General features: G+C 61.9%; 19 protein-coding genes and 2 pseudogenes. 16 read left to right on the top strand and 5 right to left on the bottom strand.

All coding sequences use genetic code 11. The annotated features are described in order from the left end of the window. Nucleotides 1–339 precede the first annotated feature (339 nt). On the top strand, nt 340–723 hold the full coding sequence (locus THSYN_RS33020; RefSeq protein ID WP_100923272.1) for a hypothetical protein: 384 nt from the start codon (nt 340–342) through the stop codon (nt 721–723). A gap of 588 nt (nt 724–1,311) precedes the next feature. Here THSYN_RS33020 and THSYN_RS36520 read toward each other — a convergent pair. After that, nucleotides 1,312–1,827: pseudogene (locus THSYN_RS36520) on the bottom strand (quinoprotein dehydrogenase-associated SoxYZ-like carrier); the annotation flags it as partial. 26 nt (nt 1,828–1,853) lie between these two features. Between THSYN_RS36520 and THSYN_RS33035 the strand changes: the two are divergent. The 14 genes and pseudogenes from THSYN_RS33035 to THSYN_RS33100 all read left to right on the top strand — a co-directional run bounded on the left by THSYN_RS33035 (nt 1,854) and on the right by THSYN_RS33100 (nt 12,473). Continuing rightward, entirely contained in the window at nt 1,854–2,318 is a 465-nt protein-coding gene (locus THSYN_RS33035; protein WP_100923273.1) for a substrate-binding domain-containing protein, read from the top strand. 9 nt (nt 2,319–2,327) lie between these two features. Next, complete coding sequence (locus THSYN_RS33040; protein ID WP_100923274.1) at nt 2,328–3,077, top strand: ABC transporter permease; 750 nt, start codon at nt 2,328–2,330, stop codon at nt 3,075–3,077. Then, on the top strand, nt 3,046–3,897 hold the full coding sequence (locus THSYN_RS33045; RefSeq protein WP_236849076.1) for an ABC transporter ATP-binding protein: 852 nt from the start codon (nt 3,046–3,048) through the stop codon (nt 3,895–3,897). The genes THSYN_RS33040 and THSYN_RS33045 overlap by 32 nt, the downstream gene beginning before the upstream one ends. 949 nt (nt 3,898–4,846) lie before the next feature. Then, nucleotides 4,847–5,401, top strand: coding sequence for a formaldehyde-activating enzyme (fae, locus tag THSYN_RS33050; protein ID WP_100923275.1), 555 nt, complete (start codon nt 4,847–4,849; stop codon nt 5,399–5,401). Between the two features lie 366 nt (nt 5,402–5,767). Beyond that, nucleotides 5,768–6,019, top strand: coding sequence for a UPF0175 family protein (locus tag THSYN_RS33055; RefSeq protein ID WP_100923276.1), 252 nt, complete (start codon nt 5,768–5,770; stop codon nt 6,017–6,019). After that, nucleotides 6,009–6,383, top strand: a complete 375-nt coding sequence (locus tag THSYN_RS33060; protein ID WP_100923277.1) for a PIN domain-containing protein — start codon at nt 6,009–6,011, stop codon at nt 6,381–6,383. Before THSYN_RS33055 ends, THSYN_RS33060 begins: the two co-directional genes overlap by 11 nt. A gap of 36 nt (nt 6,384–6,419) precedes the next feature. Next, on the top strand, nt 6,420–6,755 hold the full coding sequence (gene tnpA / locus THSYN_RS33065; protein WP_100923278.1) for an IS66 family insertion sequence element accessory protein TnpA: 336 nt from the start codon (nt 6,420–6,422) through the stop codon (nt 6,753–6,755). Further along, the gene (gene tnpB / locus THSYN_RS33070) at nt 6,752–7,105 is read left to right on the top strand and encodes an IS66 family insertion sequence element accessory protein TnpB (RefSeq protein ID WP_100923279.1); all 354 of its coding nucleotides are present in this window, start codon (nt 6,752–6,754) and stop codon (nt 7,103–7,105) included. Before tnpA ends, tnpB begins: the two co-directional genes overlap by 4 nt. 48 nt (nt 7,106–7,153) lie before the next feature. Then, the gene (gene tnpC / locus THSYN_RS33075) at nt 7,154–8,998 is read left to right on the top strand and encodes an IS66 family transposase (RefSeq protein WP_236849077.1); all 1,845 of its coding nucleotides are present in this window, start codon (nt 7,154–7,156) and stop codon (nt 8,996–8,998) included. Between the two features lie 14 nt (nt 8,999–9,012). Then, nucleotides 9,013–9,954: a site-specific integrase gene (locus tag THSYN_RS33080; RefSeq protein ID WP_157818109.1), complete on the top strand. Its 942-nt coding sequence runs from the start codon at nt 9,013–9,015 to the stop codon at nt 9,952–9,954. Further along, nucleotides 9,951–10,907: a tyrosine-type recombinase/integrase gene (locus tag THSYN_RS33085; RefSeq protein ID WP_100923281.1), complete on the top strand. Its 957-nt coding sequence runs from the start codon at nt 9,951–9,953 to the stop codon at nt 10,905–10,907. The genes THSYN_RS33080 and THSYN_RS33085 overlap by 4 nt, the downstream gene beginning before the upstream one ends. Next, on the top strand, nt 10,904–11,911 hold the full coding sequence (locus THSYN_RS33090; protein WP_100923282.1) for a tyrosine-type recombinase/integrase: 1,008 nt from the start codon (nt 10,904–10,906) through the stop codon (nt 11,909–11,911). The genes THSYN_RS33085 and THSYN_RS33090 overlap by 4 nt, the downstream gene beginning before the upstream one ends. 151 nt (nt 11,912–12,062) lie before the next feature. Next, nucleotides 12,063–12,284 (top strand): annotated as a pseudogene (locus THSYN_RS33095) (transposase domain-containing protein); the annotation flags it as partial. After that, complete coding sequence (locus tag THSYN_RS33100; RefSeq protein ID WP_472297480.1) at nt 12,285–12,473, top strand: PIN domain-containing protein; 189 nt, start codon at nt 12,285–12,287, stop codon at nt 12,471–12,473. 187 nt (nt 12,474–12,660) lie between these two features. Here THSYN_RS33100 and THSYN_RS33105 read toward each other — a convergent pair whose 3' ends face one another. The 3 genes from THSYN_RS33105 to THSYN_RS33115 form a co-directional block, all read right to left on the bottom strand. Next, nucleotides 12,661–13,515 carry a viperin family antiviral radical SAM protein gene (locus THSYN_RS33105; protein ID WP_100923284.1) on the bottom strand — a complete coding sequence of 285 codons (855 nt, stop codon included), beginning with the start codon at nt 13,513–13,515 and terminating at the stop codon, nt 12,661–12,663. Nucleotides 13,516–13,593: 78 nt separating this feature from the next. Then, nucleotides 13,594–14,418: an inositol monophosphatase family protein gene (locus tag THSYN_RS33110; RefSeq protein ID WP_157818110.1), complete on the bottom strand. Its 825-nt coding sequence runs from the start codon at nt 14,416–14,418 to the stop codon at nt 13,594–13,596. Next, nucleotides 14,415–15,476 (bottom strand): prenyltransferase/squalene oxidase repeat-containing protein, encoded by a 1,062-nt coding sequence (locus THSYN_RS33115; protein ID WP_335582538.1) that lies wholly within the window; start codon nt 15,474–15,476, stop codon nt 14,415–14,417. The genes THSYN_RS33110 and THSYN_RS33115 overlap by 4 nt, the downstream gene beginning before the upstream one ends. A gap of 11 nt (nt 15,477–15,487) precedes the next feature. Here THSYN_RS33115 and THSYN_RS33120 point away from each other — a divergent pair, with 11 nt between their 5' ends. Then, complete coding sequence (locus THSYN_RS33120; RefSeq protein ID WP_100923287.1) at nt 15,488–16,531, top strand: IS630 family transposase; 1,044 nt, start codon at nt 15,488–15,490, stop codon at nt 16,529–16,531. Here THSYN_RS33120 and THSYN_RS34670 read toward each other — a convergent pair. Next, nucleotides 16,528–17,277, bottom strand: coding sequence for a prenyltransferase/squalene oxidase repeat-containing protein (locus THSYN_RS34670; RefSeq protein ID WP_157818111.1), 750 nt, complete (start codon nt 17,275–17,277; stop codon nt 16,528–16,530). The genes THSYN_RS33120 and THSYN_RS34670 overlap by 4 nt on opposite strands. Nucleotides 17,278–17,667 lie beyond the last annotated feature (390 nt).

A 17,667-nucleotide genomic window follows, 5' to 3' on the forward strand; every position in this document is an offset into this window, starting at 1 on the left:
CAAGAATTACTTGAACATTGAGCCCCGCGCTTGCCGCATTGCGCAATATAGTCCACTCGGAAAGTGTTCAACTTGTCCCTGCCAGCATACGAAGGCTCGCGGCGATGGTAGGTACCCCCGCGTGAAACCAAGGCGTTCGGGCGGGAGGATTGACCCCAACGGGGTCGCACATACCAGCCCAGGGCAACGCCCTGGGTTGTGCACAGAGATACTCTTAGCCCTGAAAGGGCGTGACAGATGGCCGCATCGACACCGGCTGAGTTTCGACGCTAATCACCTATCCTGTAAGTTATTCGCCGACCAACCCACTTTCCTGGATCACAAGACCCATAGGTCCCCATGCACAAAACCTCGCTGCCCTTGAGCCCATTCCTTGGCCTGGCGCTCGCCGCCGTCATCGGCGGCGTGAGTGCCGCCGATGGCCCGGAACCGGCCGCCCCCAAGCCCGCGCCCTACCCCACCACCGCGCTCGCCGACTATGTGCTCGGCTGCATGATCGCCAACGGCAAGAATCCGGACACCCTGCGCAAATGCTCCTGCAGCATCGACTTCATCGCCGCCGCCATCCCCTACGCGGACTACGAGCGGATCGAGACTCTGATGCGACTCCAGCAGATGGAAGGCGCCGGCCGCAACGCGGTCTACAAGGGCAGCACCTGGGCCAAAGACGCCGTGACCCACTTCAAGGAGATCCAGGCGGAGTCGACACTGCGCTGCTTCTAAAGGCCCCACCGGCGCTCCGGCGGGCAATCCCGACTGACTGACAGTGGGTGCCGCCGCAGCTTGCCGATGGCGGCCATAGCCTCTAGGCTAAGGGCCCTGGCAGCCAGACCGGCTACCCCGGAAGCTGAAAGGCCCCCGTGGGAGCGGCTTCAGCCGCCACGAGGCCCCGGTAGCTTGCGAGATCGCGTTGCGGCTAACGGCCATGGAAGGAACATCAGCCACCCCGGTCGATGAGATGCGTGGCGGGGAGCGGCTTGCAACCGTGTTGCGAGGGCGCGGTTATCTGCGACGTTGCGGACACTTGCGAGGCCTCGTCGCGGCTGAAGCCGCTCCCACAGCGTCGCTGCGCGACTCTTACGGCAACCCGCCGCGGCCGGGGGCAGCTCCTACGGCGTAGGAGCGGCCCCCGGCCGCGACGGATTCACCCTCGAGATAGCCGGAATAACGATGAAGGCTGCCCGCTGGGTGTTCAGGCGGGGAAGGATAGCGAATTCGTGTGGTCGGCGCAGGATCGAGGTCGGCGGTGGACGTCCAAGGCTGAAGCCTTGGACTCCAGGGTGGGGGCCGCAATGGTGCTCGAGGCGGCGCCTAACCGCCCCCCGTCACTGCAATCGGAAAGGTCTGCTCGAAGCGGCGCCCGATGCTGTCCTTCACCTCGACCCGCAGGTCACCGGCGGCGGCCGGGATGAGACCGAAGCGGATGCTGGGGTCCTCGCTGATCGAGATATTGGAGTCGACACTGAACAGGGGTTAGCCCTGGTAGGCGAGGTCGATGCGCTGGATATAGTCCGCCGGGATGAAGTGACGCGCGACCTGATCGAACTGGAGCCCCGAACTGTTGGGGTGCTTGATCATGAGTTGGGCGGTCAGGCGCTCGCCGGGCTTGATCTGCTCCGGGAGCACCAGCTTCATCCGCCCCAATTGCGCCGCCGCGGCGGCCGGGTCCTTCAGGGACGGGGCTGAGCAGCCGCCGGCCGCCTTGACGAAGTTGGCGACCGTGAAGAGTCGGCCGTCGTCGGTCTGGGCCACCGCCCGCACGTTCGTATAGGCGTTGACGCGGACCCGGGTGGCGAGCCGGTCCCAGGCCGTGGGACCCGGAAAGTGGAAGGTGGCCGCTCATCGGCGAGCAATTGAAACAGGGGCGCGTGGATGCCGTCGTCACCTACTGGCACTATGCCGCGCGCCTCACCGCCGCCGGCCTCCCCCAGGCGCTGGGCGTCCGGGAGGCGCTCCGGGCGCTGGGGATCACGACCGACCTGCCGATGATCGGCTACTGCTTCGACGAGACCTGGGCGGCCGGCCACCGGGAGGCGCTGCGGCGGTTCCTGAGCGCCGCCGACCAGGCGCGGACCCTGCTGCGCGACTCCGATGCCGAATGGGAGGCCCTGCGACCCCTGATGGCGGCCCCGGACGAGGCGACCTTCATCGCCCTACGCGACGGCTACCGGGCCGGCATCCCCACCCGCTGGGGGGCGGCGGAGCGCGCCGATGCGCAGCGGCTCTATGTGCTCCTGCGCGCGCTGAGCGGCGCCGACCTGGTGGGCGAGGCCGCGCAGTTGCCGGCCGGGACCTTCTGGGACGGGGCGCCGGACTGAGCCCGCCGCGTGACGCGTGCGGCACCGCGCCTGCTGCGGCTCGGCTCCGCCCTGTCGCTGGTGCTGCTGTGGCAGGTCGCCGCCTGGTGGTGGCCGAGCAGCCTCCTGCCGACGCCGCTCGCGGTGCTGGATCTCGCGGTGCACGACGCCCTGCACGGCCCCCTGCTGCACGACCTGGGGGCGACGCTGCGCCGGGTCGCCCTCGCCTTCCTGATCGCCATGCTGGCGGGCAGCGCCATCGGTATCCTCATGGGCCGGCGGCGCACCCTCGACCTGCTGCTCGACCCCTGGCTGATGCTGTTCCTGAACCTGCCGGCCCTGGTCGTGATCATCCTCGCCTATGTCTGGTTCGGGCTCGCGGAGTCCACCGCGGTGCTGGCCATCGCCGTCAACAAGGTCCCCCAGGTCGTGCTCACCCTGCGCGAAGGGGCGCGCACCCTGGAGCCGGACTATCAGGAGCTGGCCCAGAGCTTCCGCCTGGGGTGGTACAAGCGGCTGCGCTACGTCACCCTGCCCCAGTTGCTGCCCTATGTCGCGCTGGCCGCCCGCTCCGGGCTGTCCTTGATCTGGAAGCTGGTGCTGGTGGCGGAACTGCTGGGGCGCAACGACGGGATCGGGTTCGCGTTGCACCTCTTCTTTCAACTCTTCAACGTCACCGGGATCCTGGCCTACAGCCTGGCCTTCATCCTGGTCATGCTGGCGATCGAGTATGGGCTGCTGCAACCACTTGAACGCGCTGCCAACCGCTGGCGACGCTGAGGACGCACCCGGCGGCCCGCGCCCGTCGCTCGCGGACATCCTGGTCGCACGCAAGGTCTATCCGGACCCCGCCACCGGCCACGAGCGGCTCATCCTGGACCAGGTCGCCTTCACCCTGGGTCCCGCGGAGTTCGTCGCCCTGGTGGGCCCCTCGGGCTGCGGCAAGAGCACCCTGCTGCACCTGATCGCCGGGCTGGATCAGGCCTTCACCGGGTCCATCCGCTGGCCCGGCACGCCCGACGGCCGCCGCCCGCAGTTGGGCTACTGCTTCCAGAACCCGCGGCTGCTGCCCTGGCTGACCCTGCGGGGCAACATCGACCTGGTGCTGGACGACCCCGCCGCCCGCGCCGCCGCGGTCGACACCCTGCTGACCACCATGGGGCTCGCGGCCGTCGGGCACTTCCCCGCCAACCGCCTCTCGGTCGGGATGCAGCGGCGCGCCGCCCTGGCCCGCGCCTTCGCCGTGCAGCCGCGCCTGCTCCTGATGGACGAGCCCTTCGTCTCGCTCGACGCCCCAACGGCCGGGCAACTGCGCGGCCTGCTCCTGGATCTTTGCGAGCGACAGCGCCCCACCGTCATCTTCGTCACCCACGACCTGTACGAGGCCACCCTGCTGGCGGACCGGCTGCTGTTCCTGTCGGCCCCACCCACCCGGGTCATCGGCACGGTCGAGGTCGGCATCGCACGCGATCGGCGGCGGGAGGTCTTGGTGGACGCGCGTTATGGCGAACTCAAGGCGCTGTTCCGGGCGCTGTATCAGGATGCCGCGGGCGGGCCTGAACAACCGGTGACGGACGGTACCGATGCCCGGCTGGGCTGAGGTCGCACGGGGACTCCGGCGACCGCAACGTCTGACGGCGCGGCGCTGCGGCTCGTGGCCCCTGGTCATAATCCCGGCCTATCAGCGAACGGCGCGTCTGCGGTCCGCACAGCGGACCCTACGGTCTCGCTCCCGTAGGGTCCGCTGTGCGGACCAGCGCCCCCGGTGCAGTCAGAGTAGCCGGATGTATGATCGAGGCCATCATCACCCCGCCCACATCGATTGCCGGGCGCCGTAGGGTGGACAAGCGAAGCGCAGTCCACCAACAGCCCCGCGGCCCTCGGTGCACCCCCCTCCCGCCGGCCTCGATCATCGTTCCGGCCAGCGGCCATCTTCTGGAGTCCAAGGCTTCAGCCTTGGTTCAGTACATCCAAGGCTGAAGCCTTGGACTTCCGGCCCGGGGCGGCCGGAACGATGATCAAGGGCGCGATCTGTCACGCCCTTTCAGGGCTAAGATTATCTCTGCGGACGACCCAGGGCGTTGCCCTGGGCTGATATATGTGACCCCGTTGGGGTCAATCCTCCCGCCCGGACGCCTTGATCCCGTGCGGTGGGTGCCTGCCGTCGCCGCGACCCCTAAGCCCCGAAGGGGCGCGACATACCAGCCCAGGGCAACGCCCTGGGTGGTCTATTGTTAAGGAGCCCAGCCCTGAAAGGGCGTGACATCCCCAGACCGCGGGGCCTCGATCATAACTCCGGCCACCTCACGGGGGACATCCGTCGCGGCCTGGGGGCGTGCCCGGCGTTATGATCAAGGCCGCCCGCGGGACAGCGCCGTAGGGTGGACAAGCGCAGCGCAGTCCACCAACAGCGCCGCAAGCCCCGGTGGACCGCGCCCCCGCTCGTCCCCCGGGCCGCAATGACGATCAAGGCCCGCACACGCCATCCACCAAGGGTCCCGCAAGGCCCCCAAACTCACCACCACCGCCAACCCCCTGAGGCAAACCCCATGTCCAGCAAGATAATTTTCAAGGCCGGCGAAGCCACCGTCTTCACCGAAGGCAAGGACGTCACCGCCGCCATGCCGGAAATCCTGATCGGCGCCGTCGACGGCCCGGTCGGCCACGCCTTCGCCAACATGATGGCCCAGAGCAAGGGCCACACGGCCATGTTCGCCGTGCGCGACATCAATCAACTGGTGCGCCCGGCGACCATCATGGTCCCGAAGGTCACCCTCAAGCATACCGCACAGGTCGAACTCTTCGGCGGCCTGGTGCAATCCGCCACGGCCGACGCCGTACTCGACTGCGTAATCGAAGGCATCATCCCGCGCGACCAGGCCAATGACCTGTGCATCATCACCCTGGTATGGATCGACCCAGGCTGCGCCGCGCTGGCAAAGAAAGGCAAGCTCGACAAGGCCGACATGTACAAGAACAACTACGAGGCCACCAAGCTGGCCATCCAGCGTGCCCTCAACGACGAGCCATCCATCGATGAACTGATCAAGAACCGGCATACTGTCAAGCACTGCATGTGGGAGGAGAGTTGGAACCAGCAGTAACCCCTATCGCTGGTTTACCGGAATTTGCCGATTCTCAATACACGCGATACCGACACCCGGCCCCTTACCGTGATAATCAGGCCGCGACCCGGTGGGAGCGGCTTCAGCCGCGACGCGACCGCGCAAGCTGCCGTGGCTTGGTCGCGGCTGAAGCCGCTCCCACGGGGGGGCTTTCTTGGCGGAACCTCCTGCGGAGATCCGCCTTACGCGCACTGCCGACAAAACTGTTCCCCGGAACGCTGGAATTCCCTAGCCCCGGAATTCCCGGGAACTCGATATACTGTCCCTGAAATTTTGAATAAAATTTCTGGCTGACAAAGACTTGGCTGACGCGACATCGAAAGCAACTCAACCCTGGGGCCGCACATGGCAACGATCAGTTTCGAGTTTGAACCCTCTACTTTCAGCGCCCTACGCCTGGCACCGATGGAGTTTGCACGCGAGATGCGCATCGCGGCGGCGGTGCAGTGGTACGCTCAGGGCATCGTCTCCCAAGGCAAAGCTACGGAATTAGCAGGGTTGACCCGCTCGGAGCTGCTTGAAGAGCTTTTCCGACGCAGGGTCCCGGCCTGCCAAGTAACCGCAGACGAACTGGTGGACGAAATCCATGGGGTCTAACTCCTGGGTGGTAAACGCCTCGCCGCTGATTCTACTGGGTAAGACCCAACACCTGGACTTACTCGCCGCTCTGGCGGGTGTCGTTGTCGTCCCCCAGGCGGTCGCCACCGAGGTTGGCGCGAAGGCCGATGGCGGGGCGATCCTTGCGGAGTTGACCGGAAACTCGGCCTCCCGCTTCGCCGCCTTTGAGCCCGCGCCCCCCGAAGCCCTCGCCTGGGACCTGGGACCCGGAGAGACGCAGGTCGTCTCCTATGCACTGCGCCATCGCGCCGACCGGGTAGTCCTCGACGACCTGGAAGCACGCCGTTGCGCGGTAAGCGTCCGGCGAATTGCATCTTTCCCGGCCAGCCCCGGGCCGGGATGATAGCCCCCGAACAGAGCAACTTCGGGGGAATTCAGCATGGCACAACGGCGACGTACGCGCGAGCAGTGGCGGGAACTGGTTGAGGGTTGGCCGCGCAGCGGCTTGACGCAGCAGGCGTACTGCGAGCGCCACGGCGTCGCGCCGGGTAGCCTGCAACGCTGGCGGGAGGTATTCCGCCAGGCGCGTGCCCGCGGCCATGACCAGACCGCGGAGGCGGTGCGGCTGGTGCCGGTGCAGTGGGTCGACGCCCTGCCGACGGTCGTGACGCCACTGATCCTGGTGCTGGCGGATGGGCAGCGCCTGGAGATCGCCCCGGACTTCGATACCGCCACCCTCAAACGGGTGTTGACGGTGCTGCAGGAGGCGGCATGATCGCATTCGACAGCCATACCCAGGTTTATCTGGCGCTGGGGCCAACGGACATGCGCAAGTCCATCGACGGCCTGGCGGTGCTGGTCACTGAGGTGCTGGCGGCCGACCCCTTCTCCAGTCATCTGTTCGTTTTTTGTAATCGCGCACGCGATAAAGTAAAGCTGCTGTTCTGGCATAACAACGGCTTCTGGCTGTGGTACCGGCGCCTGGAGCGACAACGCTTCTGGTGGCCAAGTGAATCCACTGGCGGCGCGATAACACTCTCGGTACGCGAGTTGGGGTGGTTACTGGAGGGCCTGGATCCGCGGCGGGTTGAGGCGCATCGGCGGACCGACTTTTCATTGCTCTAATGGCTTATCCGGGTGACTTCTCATCACCCCTCTGCTATGATTGGCGACATGCTCAATAGCACGCCATTGCCACCCACTGACCCGATGCTCCTGCAAGGAATCATCGCGCAGTTGCATGAGCAATTGGATGAGCAGATGGCCGCCATGCAGCGGGAGCGGGCGCACCATGTCGCCACCCTGGAGCAGCAACGCCAGCGGATTGATCAGCTCCTGGAATACATCGAACTGCTGCGGCGCAAGCGCTTCGGTCCCAGTGCCGATCGGGTTCCTGACGCCCAGTTGAAGCTCTTCGATGAAGCCGAGTTGGAAGCGCTGATCGGTGAGCTGGAGGCCCAACTGCCGGCCGCCGCACCGCCGCCGCCGAAAGACACCATCCCGGACCCGACGCTGCCACCCAAGCGTCAGCCGGTGCGCCGCCCCTTACCCGCGCATCTGCCACGGGTGGAGCGCATCCTCGATCTGTCTGCCGATGAGAAGGCGGCCCTGGGTGCGGACTGGACCTTCATCGGTTACGACACCTCCGAGCAACTGGCGGTCATCCCGCGCCAGACCTATGTCATCGAATATAAGCGCGCCAAGTATGTGGCGCGCGATGAGGACGTGCCCGGCGCTGAGGTCGGGGTAAAGATCGCCCCGCGCCCGGTGCAAATCATCCCCAAGTCGATCGCCCACAGCTCGCTGCTGGCGGCCATCGTCACCGCCAAGTTCGTCGATGCCCTGCCGTTGTATCGGCAGGAGAAGATCTTTGCCCGTGAGGGCATCGAACTGAGTCGCCAGACCATGGCCGGGCTGCTCATACAACTGCACACCGCGCTCACGCCGGTGGCCGCCGCACTGCACGACCTGCTGCGCCAAGGGCCGGTGATCCATATCGACGAGACCCCGGTGCAGGTGCTGCGCGAGCCCGGACGCACGGCCGAGCAGAAGTCCTACATGTGGGTCTTCTGTGGCGGACCGCCAGGAGCGCCGGTGCGCTGGTTCAAATACGCCCCGAGTCGTGCCGCCACGGTGCCGCAAGCGGTGCTGTTCCCGCCCGCCGCGGACCCACCGACCGACGCACCACCGCTCTCCTTCTACCTGCAATCCGACGGCTACAGCGCTTATCACGTCCTGGCCAACGCGCCCGGCGTGCTGGGCCATGCCGGGTGTTGGGCGCACGTGCGCCGCAAATTCGTCGAGGCCGCCGCCGGGCGCAACGCCAGCGCCGCCCAGCAGATGGTCGCCTTGATCGGCGAACTCTATAGCGTGGAGCGCAGTGTCCGCGGCGCCGCCCCGGCGATCCGCCACGCCGCACGGCAGGCGCGCAGTCGCCCGATCCTCGACACGATCAAGCAGTGGCTCGACACCACCGCCCCGCGGGTCCTGCCCAAGAGCTTGCTTGGGCGCGCGATCGGCTATGCCCTCGGGCAATGGCCGACGCTGACGACCTTCCTGGATGACGGCCGCCTTGAGATCGACAACAACACCGCGGAGAACTGCATCCGGCCCTTCGTCACCGGTCGGAATTATGTGCAGCTCCGGATTATGCGCAGTTGCCGGTTCGGTGACTGCCGCGGTACGTTGATACAGCGAGTGTTTCCGTCTGCGGCAGTCGCCCCGGCTGCGCATAAGACTGTGGGTACCCCTAGATCTCCCGATGACGGAGGGTACCCATGTCAGAGCAGCTTCTTGGCGATTTCCGTTCGTACCTGGCGGCGCGGGGTCACACCCCCGGAACGCAGCACCAGTACGCGGCGGTGGCGGCTCACTTCCTCGCCTGGCTGGGCGAGCAGCCGCCCGATCGGCAGCAGATCGACGCACCAGCAGTACAGGTCTTTCTCTACGAGCACCTGCCTGCTTGCCGCTGCCCACCGCCGAACCCGAAACACCGCAAGAGCGTCCGCGCCGCGCTGAACCGACTGCTGGTGATGGGCGGCGAAACGCGCCTGCGCCCACGAAGTCCACCGTCCAGTCCGAGCATTGAGGCCATGGTGGCGCGCTTCGATACGTACCTCCGCGACGTGTGCGGCTTGGCCGACGCGACGCGCTGGTACCGCCGCCGTTACGTGCGTGCCTTCTTGGCCGGTCAGTTTGGGGATGGACCGGTCACGGTCGGCCGGATCGCTCCAGACGCCCTGATCCGGTTCGTGACCGAGCAAGCGCACCTCCAGCGACCCGGCAGCGTCGGCGTCCTGGCCTATTCGTTGCGTAGCTTTCTGCGCTTTCTTCAGTTTGAAGGGGAGCTGCCGGCCGACCTGACCGGCGCGGTACCGACACCGCCACACTGGTCGCTCGCCCCACTACCGCCCAGCCTGAGCGCGGCGGAACTCGCACGCCTCTGGGGCGCCTTCGATCGCGCGACCGCGCTCGGGCGCCGGGACTATGCCATGGCCCGCTGTCTGGCCGATCTGGGCCTGCGGTGCCAGGAAGTGGCCGCGTTACGGCTCGACGACATCGATTGGCGAACGGGAGTCCTGCATCTGCGGCCCGGCAAGAGCCGCCAAGCCGCGCAGTTGCCGCTCCCCGCGCCGACCGGGGCGGCCCTGGCCGATTATCTGCGCCACGGGCGACCCACGACGCCGAGTCGGGCGCTTTTCGTCCAGCACCGCGCACCGGTGGGCGAGGTCGCCGCCAAGACCACGGTGCGCGGCGCGATCCGCCGGGCCTTCGCGCGCGCGGGCCTGCCGTGGTCTGGGACCCACATCCTGCGCCACACTGCCGCCGCGCGCATGGTCCAGGGCGGCAGTTCACTGAAGCTCGTGGCCGACGTGCTGCGCCATCGCAGCATCGACACGACCGCGATCTACGCCAAGGTGGACCTGCCCAATCTGTCGCGCGTGGCCCTGCCCTGGCCGGGGAGGTCGTTATGAGCCACTGGTCGACCATGCAGGAACGAGTGACGGCCTATCTGACAGCGCGCCGTCGGTTGGGGTATGCCCTGCGCATCGAAGGTGAGCAGTTGCAGCGCTTTGCCCAGTTCGCCGATGCCCGCGGGCACAACGGCCCCATCACGGCACAGTTGGCCCTGGAGTGGGCCTGTGCCTCCGCGCGGAGCGGCCCGATTGGCCGGGCGCGCCGGTTGGAGGTGGTCCATCCCTTCGCCAAGTTCTGTGCGGCGTTCGAGGCAGAGACCCAGATCCCACCGGCCGGTGCGCTTGGGCCGGCCCATCGCCGGCTGACGCCCCACATCTACACCGATGAGGAAATCGATCAACTGCTGGCGGGGGCCGGCGCACTGACTCCAGCCCGGGGGCTGCGACCAGCCAGCATGCAGTGTCTGCTGGGGCTCCTGGCGGCCACCGGCCTGCGCGTCTCGGAGGCACTGCACCTGCAGCGCACGGACGTGGATCTGGCGCGCGGCCTGCTGTGCGTGCGCCAGACCAAGTTCTGCAAGTCCCGGTATGTGCCCTTGCACCCCACCGCCAGCGCCGCGCTGCGCGAGTATGCGCAGTTGCGCGACCGGCGCTTGCCGCTGAGCCGCGAGCCAGCCTTCTTTCTGCGCGACGACGGTCGCCCCCTGGGCTACGCGCAAGCGCTCTATGCCTTTCATTGCATCCGCACCCGACTCGGATGGGACCGCGCGCCCGAAGGCCGGCCCCGGCTCTATGATCTGCGCCATACCTTCGCCTGTCGCCGACTGCTCGCCTGGTACCAGGAAGGCATCGATCTGGCCTGGGCCGTCCCGCTGTTGTCGACCTATCTGGGGCACGTCAAGGTCACCGATACCTATTGGTACCTCACCGGCATTCCGGCGCTGATGGGCATCGCCGGGGAGCGCTTCCAGCGACTGGCGCAGTCTGGCGGCGCGGAGGCGACACCATGAACGCCCCGCAGTGTCCAACCGATTTGGCCCGCCTGCTCCAGGCCTTCTTCTGTCAGCACCTCATGCAGCAGCGCGGCGCGAGCCGCCAGACGATCAACGGGTATCGGGATACCTTTCGACTCTTGCTGCGGTTTGCCGAAACCTCTTGCGGGAAGTCCATCGGCGAGTTGGCTCTGGCCGATCTGGACGCCGCGCTGGTGCTGGCGTTTCTCGAGGATCTGGAGACCCGTCGGCATAACACGGTGCGCACCCGCAATGCCCGGCTCGCCGCTATCCGCGCCTTCGTGCACTATGCCGGTCTGCAAGAGCCCGCGGCGCTGCCGGTGATACAACGGATCTTGGCGATCCCGGCCAAACGCTTCGACCGGCCCGTGGTCGGCTTTCTGTCCCGCGCAGAGATCGAGGCGATCTTGCAGGCGCCGGATGCGCGCACCTGGAGCGGCCAGCGTGACCGTGCCTTGCTGACGGCGATGTACAACACCGGCGCCCGCGTGTCGGAGCTGGTCGCGGCGCGGCGCGTGGACTTGGAAAGCGAACACTGCCAGGCCCTGCATCTGCATGGCAAGGGCCGCAAGGAGCGGGTCGTGCCGCTGTGGGCGCGGACGACGAAGCTGCTGCGCGACTGGTTGGCGCGGATCGGAGCGGAGCCTCAGCAGCCCTTGTTTCCGAACCGCCAGGGGCAACCGATGACTCGCTCCGGGGTCGCTTCGCGCCTGGCGCGCAGCGTGCGGGCCGCCAGTTCCTGCTGTCCCTCGCTCCAGGATAGGCGGGTATCGCCGCACTCGGTGCGGCACACCACCGCGATGCATCTGCTCCAGGCCGGGGTGGACCTGACCGTGATCGCCCTGTGGCTGGGGCACGAAAGCGTGGAGACGACCCACCAGTATATGGAAGCGGACTTGCGAATGAAGGAGCAGGCGCTGGCGACCCTTCAGGCACCGCCCGTCGGTCCGCCGCGCTTTGTGGCGTCGCCGACGTTGCTGGCCTTCTTGGACGGCCTCTGATTATGCGCAGGCGGCGCTGACGCCGCCGCCTGACCAGGGTCTGAAACCCAAGCTGCTCCGCCAGTTGCCTTCCCGGAAACCAGAGGTGCTGGCGGAACTGCGCATAATCCGGAGCTGCACATAATTCCGATTATGCCGAGCTCGGCATAATCGGAAAAACTGGCTCTTCTCCGGCAGCCCCAAGGGTGCTGAGGTCAGCGCCACCCTCTACAGCCTGGTGGAAACGGCCAAGGCCAACGGCCTGGAACCCTGGGTGTACCTCAACCACCTCTTCGAGCACCTGCCGACGGCCAAGACCCCGGAGGCCATCGCCGCGCTGCTGCCTCACAATTTGAAATTAGACGACCTGAAACGGGAAGGGTCAATCCTGTAGTTGCCCGGACGCTTACGTTGCGCGAAGGCCATGGGGCTACGAGTCATCGGAACGCTTGGCGTCGTCGGCCGCGCCAAGTCCGCGGGACGGATCGCCGCCGCCGTGCCCGTCATCGAACACCTGCGTAGGACCGGGCTCTATATCTCGGATGCACTGGTGCGGCATATTTTGGAGCAGGTTGGCGAGTAAACTGCCCGCCGAAGCGGGCGTGGGCGGAGGGGCAGAGGGTCAAGAGGCAGTGGGTTAGGTCTTGCATTTCGCCTGACAGGAGACAAAAGGCAAGACCTGACCCATGCCACCTGAAATAGCCGAAAACACCATTTATGTGAAGTGGGGAGAAGGGGCGGATGTCCTTGGATGTCCGACACTGCTTTCCTCACCAGTCGTATGCGCCTCCACGTGCGAGAAATCTTTCGACGTCGTAGTTCATGTCCGCGATGGCTAACTCTACACCAACATCGAGAATCTTTCGACTGGCGGTATATTTTCCGGACGCGTTCTCAAGGAATCGACCAGCAGGATCCACCATTACATAGCTGCCCAGCATATCATCATTTCCTTCTATAACTACAGTGACTCTAAAATCGAGTCGCGAGTTTCGATCAACGAAGCGGGCGAAAGACTCGGTACTGACCGAAAGGGTGTCCACGATGTGATCATTCTCGCCCGCAATTGGCAGTACCCGCATGATCTTCCAGCGGTCGGGCTTAATTCTTTCCATCGTTTGGCCCAAATTCTCCGAAACGTTAACTCTAGTTACAACGGAATTTACTCTAAGCTTTATTCCAACCTCACGAGCCACATCTGCAATCTCGACAAGGCGATCTACAGAGATTACATGTCGTCCAGCTACGGCTCGCCCATGCACTAGATTAGTACGAGTCTCGGCGGAGTCGATGCTTAAGACAAGCCAGTTCAAACTCTTGGACAAGGCGCGGACGCGCCGCGACTCAAGCAGACTGCCATTTGTGACTAGGACGGTGATCATTCCAGCCTGCGACGCGACTTGGATTATCTCGTCGAGCCAAGGACAGAGTGTTGGTTCTCCGCCGGCAAAGGTGATCTTCTTAAAGCCAAACCGTGCGAGTAACTTCACCACGAGCTCAGCGTCTGAAAATGGTAAGCCACGAGTATAATTAGCATCAAGAACGCTATCGTACTTCGCGAAGCAAAAGGCGCATCGCATATTGCATTTGCGCCATAGGTGATAGTTAACTGCCTCTATTCTCATGGAAACTATTTCCGCGCAAATCCGGCTGGCCAGAACAGAATATACAGCGCCAAGAGTCGATTCACTGAGCGATACTGCTTAACGAATATCTCGTATAGCGCTGAGAATTTCCGCACACAAAATATAATTCCCAGAGGCTACGAAAGTTACTGGTAGATCTGGATTGATTTCATGGATATTCATTTCTGCCCCATCTAGATTTGTGATGACTCCGCCAGCCTCGGATATTAGCAGTAGTCCGCTGCAGACGTCGCCAAAAAGAGCGTTAAAACAAACCATGGCGTCCAGTTGGCCGTCAGCAATGCGAGCAAGGTCGGCCGCTGGAGCCCACATGGTTACAACTCGACGCGCCCTTCTGCTTAGAGCCAAGTACGCCGTCTCTCCCATCTTTCTGTCGGAAATAGAGTAACCGGTTACTAAGCTAACTGTTGCAGCTTGCATACTTTTCGCGGCGTCAAGGTGCAGGCGGTTACCATCGCAAGTGGCGCCAGCGGACAATCTCGCAACATATGTATGAGAAGTTATGGGATCATGAATGACTCCTACGAGCAGGCGCTGACGTGAACGGAGACATATTGATACCGCGATGTAAGGAATGCCAACGGCGAAGTTGTTTGTGCCATCTAGTGGATCAACAATCCAAACAGTGTCCTGCGCCCAATTAGGCTTTGCTGTCATTTCCTCCGAAATAACAGGAATGCTTGGATACTGGTCTGTTAAGAGAGAAATAATGAGTTCCTCGGACTGTATGTCAATATCCAGTTGAACGTCAAAGTTGCCTTTAGGTGTGGGCTCTGATAGATAACCAAAGCGAGATATGATGAGCGCCCCAGCTTCACTCGCGATCCGCGCCGCGGCGTTTGACACTTGATCAAGATCGATGTCCGCTGGTGACCTTTTCACTCTCTTATTCTCCGTAGCTTGAATTCTTCTGCGGCCAGTTGGTAGAGAAAGGGTACGAATCCTGCGACGAGAGCGACCCCCAATGACCCTAAGACTTGGCCAATTACTGATATGCTTTTCGTGGTTTCTCCCAGGGTCATTAATAGCAGGAGGCAGACGAAAAATGTCAAGGCAGAGTTCCAAATATACAGCCATTTACTGGGCCGAGATCTCCCATATGCGGCAAGGCCTTTGGCTTGGTCAAAACCGGAAAACGCGCGTGTCCACGCCAAATCGATTTCCGATTTTCTAAAGTCGGCGATCAGTAGTTCGGCAACGTTCTCGATTGCTGTTTGCCGAGCGGCATTCAAAGCGTACAAGGCGTCGTGAGTGGCCCAAATGGGCTCGTGTCCAGGCGTCAAGACAGACGACCAGTAGCCCAAAGTGTGTTGCTGATGCAGCAGCCATTGCATTGATGCCACACAGGTAAAGCTGCTTATTGGCCGCCGCGCCGCAAGCAGCGCCGCCAAAACCCAGGGAGTGCTAGAGTGTCGAAAATCAATGGCGGCGTCTGTGTCGACGACCTCCATCTCAGATGTACTTGGCCAGGGCTCAGGTTCGGCAGGGTGAAATGTGGCGTCGAGGTAGTTGAGTGCCTTTTCAACTTGTTCATCGTCCGCGCTTTGACCGCCGGCAAGGAGCGCGAGGATGGCATGCGCTGTGTGAATTGATGTCGATGCGCGTCCGGCACTTGGGTCAGTGCCTGGCAATGCTCCCCAACCGCCGTCGCCATTCTGTGCGCTTCGAAGCCACGCCAAACCGGCTCTCACCGCTGGCGAGCTTGGAAAGAACTCAGACAAAAATCGCAATGCGAAAGCGGTGGGGTATACCCGGGGGCGCGGGCAGCCGGGAATGGAGCCCCATCCGCCAGAGTCGTGTTGTGCAGATTCAACCCATTCCATTCCTCGCGTTACTGCATTATACTTGCTATAGGCATAAGTTGCGGTATTATAGATAGCATTTTCCCTGCCGCCCGAGCAAGCTAGGGAGGTGGCCCCTCCTAATCTTTGAATTCTTATGGAGCCATGACATGTACAATTGCGAGTTCCCTAATCGAGATAAGGATATCATTGAGAAGGCTCGTCTCTACGATTCATCTCCGGTAATTCGCAAGCGCATGAGTATTCTTTGGTATAAGTCACTTGGATATTCTCATCATGAAATCGCTCGGCTTAGCAGTGCTTCTGGAAATACGATTATAACCACGATTCGTAGCTATATAGATGGTGGGCTCAACAAAGTTATGAAGCGGCGACCGTATCGCCCTCAAAGCGAATTACAAGACCACCGTTATCTCCTAAAGAAACATTTTTCTGAACATCCGCCTGGCAGCTTAAAGGAGACCGCTTCTGAAATTGAAAAACTAACCGGTATCAAGCGTAGTCTCGGTAGCGTTCGCACCTTCTTGCTTTCTATCGGCATGTATCGGAGAAAAGTCGGGATGGTTCCAGCAAAAGGTGATCCCGACGAACAGGAAGCATTTATAAACAATAAGTTACAACCAATTCTGAATGAGGCGATAGCCGGGAATCGTCACGTCTATTTCGTTGATGCCGCCCATTTTGTACTTGCTCCATTTTTGGGTTTCCTGTGGTCATTTACGCGCCTATTTATCAAAGCGCCTGCTGGCCGTAAGCGATTTAATGTCTTGGGTGCCCTGAATGCTGTGACCCATGACATCGTCACGGTCACCAATGATACATATATTGACGCGATCAGTGTTTGCGCGCTCCTACGTAAGATTGCTGCATGTCACATTGGCGAAGCCATCACACTGATCTTAGATAATGCAAAATACCAAAAATGTCGCATTGTGGCTGAGCTTGCACAAGAGCTGAAAATCGATCTGCTTTATCTACCTCCCTACTCACCAAATCTTAATCTGATCGAAAGATTATGGAAATACGTAAAGAAAAAGGCACTTTATTCAAAATATTACGAGGATTTTCCGAAATTCAAGAGCGCAATATCAAACTGCTTGAGCGATGCGAACGCTCAATGCAAAAGCGAAATGAAGACCCTGTTTTCTTTAAAATTTCAGCGCATTAGAAAATCTCAAATAATTTCAATTTAGAGTATATCCGCGGTATCTATTCCTGAAGCAGTAAGTGCCCAGAGGCAATACAAAGTGCTCTCGGTAATAGATCGATCGCTTTGGCCTATTAAGGCTCTGCGGACAGGCCATCCGCCATCAGGATTTTGGAGGCTAAGAATAGTCTTCTGGGCGCGGTCAGCAATATGAGTGTATGCTCCAGCATGGACGTAAGAAAGAATCCCCTGTGCTGTCGAAAGGGCGCCGATGTTATTTCCGGTGAGCAACTGTGTCCAGCCGTATAGTACGTCTACTTCCGCCACGCGCTGTTCTAAAAAACTCAATGCGAGGGCGAATCGATGCGACCATGTTGTAACGATATCGATGCCAATTTGGTGGACTATGGCCAGATGCCCTGCTCGTTCAAGAGCGAGATGAACGGGTGTACCATAAGAATCATGAAGCGAGTCGATTTTTCGCCAGCGTAGACCGCGCCTATCTAGCTCGGAAGCGACTCCAATATCGCGGCTTGCATATGCTAAGATTAGCAGTGGAGGCACTTGGGAAATGCCTGTATCTAATATTGCGAGCAGCTTCCCGTGCAATGCTAGCTGGTCCTTAATAGCAGCCTCAAAACGTTGTCTAACAGATTGACCATCGACCACAAAAGGCGATGGCCCATGCAGGTTCGGAAGCTGAAGGAAACCACCATTTTGATCAACTAGTATTTGCTGATCGGGGCTGATTGCTGCGACCCGAAGATCGGGTGCCTGAAAGGAATTTATCAATGGAATGATCTCATAGCTCTAAACATCAAGATAGACAGGTAAGAAGTTTGTGGTGTTCTATGTTCGCCTAGGTTTCGCACGGCGATTTTCCTGAATTCTGGGTTATTGTTCCAGATTGGTAGCGGCCTTTCAGAACTATGGAACGGGCCGACTTAAAACCTTCGGATTGGCGATCAGGTACACGGACGCGGATATTCTTGCTTTCTGTCGTATGCACACTTATGCGCGCCGTTACGCCAGCTCCGCTTGGCCCCGACAAGGGGGTCGACCGCTGAATGGACGATCCATCAAGGCGGATACCCATCGGAAGATGGTATACCGAGTGAAAGCGGTTGGGAACTCGAGCCCACAAGGTCTGCTCCCTCGCCCTGCTCTGCGGCGACGCCTCGA

The organism is Candidatus Thiodictyon syntrophicum (assembly GCF_002813775.1).
Lineage (GTDB): Bacteria > Pseudomonadota > Gammaproteobacteria > Chromatiales > Chromatiaceae > Thiodictyon > Thiodictyon syntrophicum.

What these genes read in the sequence shown, in the direction of transcription:
- fae (WP_100923275.1), top strand. Translation starts at nt 4,847, where the DNA reads ATGTCCAGCAAGATAATTTTCAAGGCCGGCGAAGCCACCGTCTTCACC.
- tnpA (WP_100923278.1), top strand. Translation starts at nt 6,420, where the DNA reads ATGGCACAACGGCGACGTACGCGCGAGCAGTGGCGGGAACTGGTTGAG.
- THSYN_RS33120 (WP_100923287.1), top strand. Translation starts at nt 15,488, where the DNA reads ATGTACAATTGCGAGTTCCCTAATCGAGATAAGGATATCATTGAGAAG.
- THSYN_RS33085 (WP_100923281.1), top strand. Translation starts at nt 9,951, where the DNA reads ATGAGCCACTGGTCGACCATGCAGGAACGAGTGACGGCCTATCTGACA.
- THSYN_RS33020 (WP_100923272.1), top strand. Translation starts at nt 340, where the DNA reads ATGCACAAAACCTCGCTGCCCTTGAGCCCATTCCTTGGCCTGGCGCTC.
- THSYN_RS33080 (WP_157818109.1), top strand. Translation starts at nt 9,013, where the DNA reads ATGGGCGGCGAAACGCGCCTGCGCCCACGAAGTCCACCGTCCAGTCCG.
- tnpC (WP_236849077.1), top strand. Translation starts at nt 7,154, where the DNA reads ATGCTCAATAGCACGCCATTGCCACCCACTGACCCGATGCTCCTGCAA.
- tnpB (WP_100923279.1), top strand. Translation starts at nt 6,752, where the DNA reads ATGATCGCATTCGACAGCCATACCCAGGTTTATCTGGCGCTGGGGCCA.
- THSYN_RS33090 (WP_100923282.1), top strand. Translation starts at nt 10,904, where the DNA reads ATGAACGCCCCGCAGTGTCCAACCGATTTGGCCCGCCTGCTCCAGGCC.
- THSYN_RS33060 (WP_100923277.1), top strand. Translation starts at nt 6,009, where the DNA reads ATGGGGTCTAACTCCTGGGTGGTAAACGCCTCGCCGCTGATTCTACTG.
- THSYN_RS33105 (WP_100923284.1), bottom strand. Translation starts at nt 13,515, where the DNA reads ATGAGAATAGAGGCAGTTAACTATCACCTATGGCGCAAATGCAATATG.
- THSYN_RS33055 (WP_100923276.1), top strand. Translation starts at nt 5,768, where the DNA reads ATGGCAACGATCAGTTTCGAGTTTGAACCCTCTACTTTCAGCGCCCTA.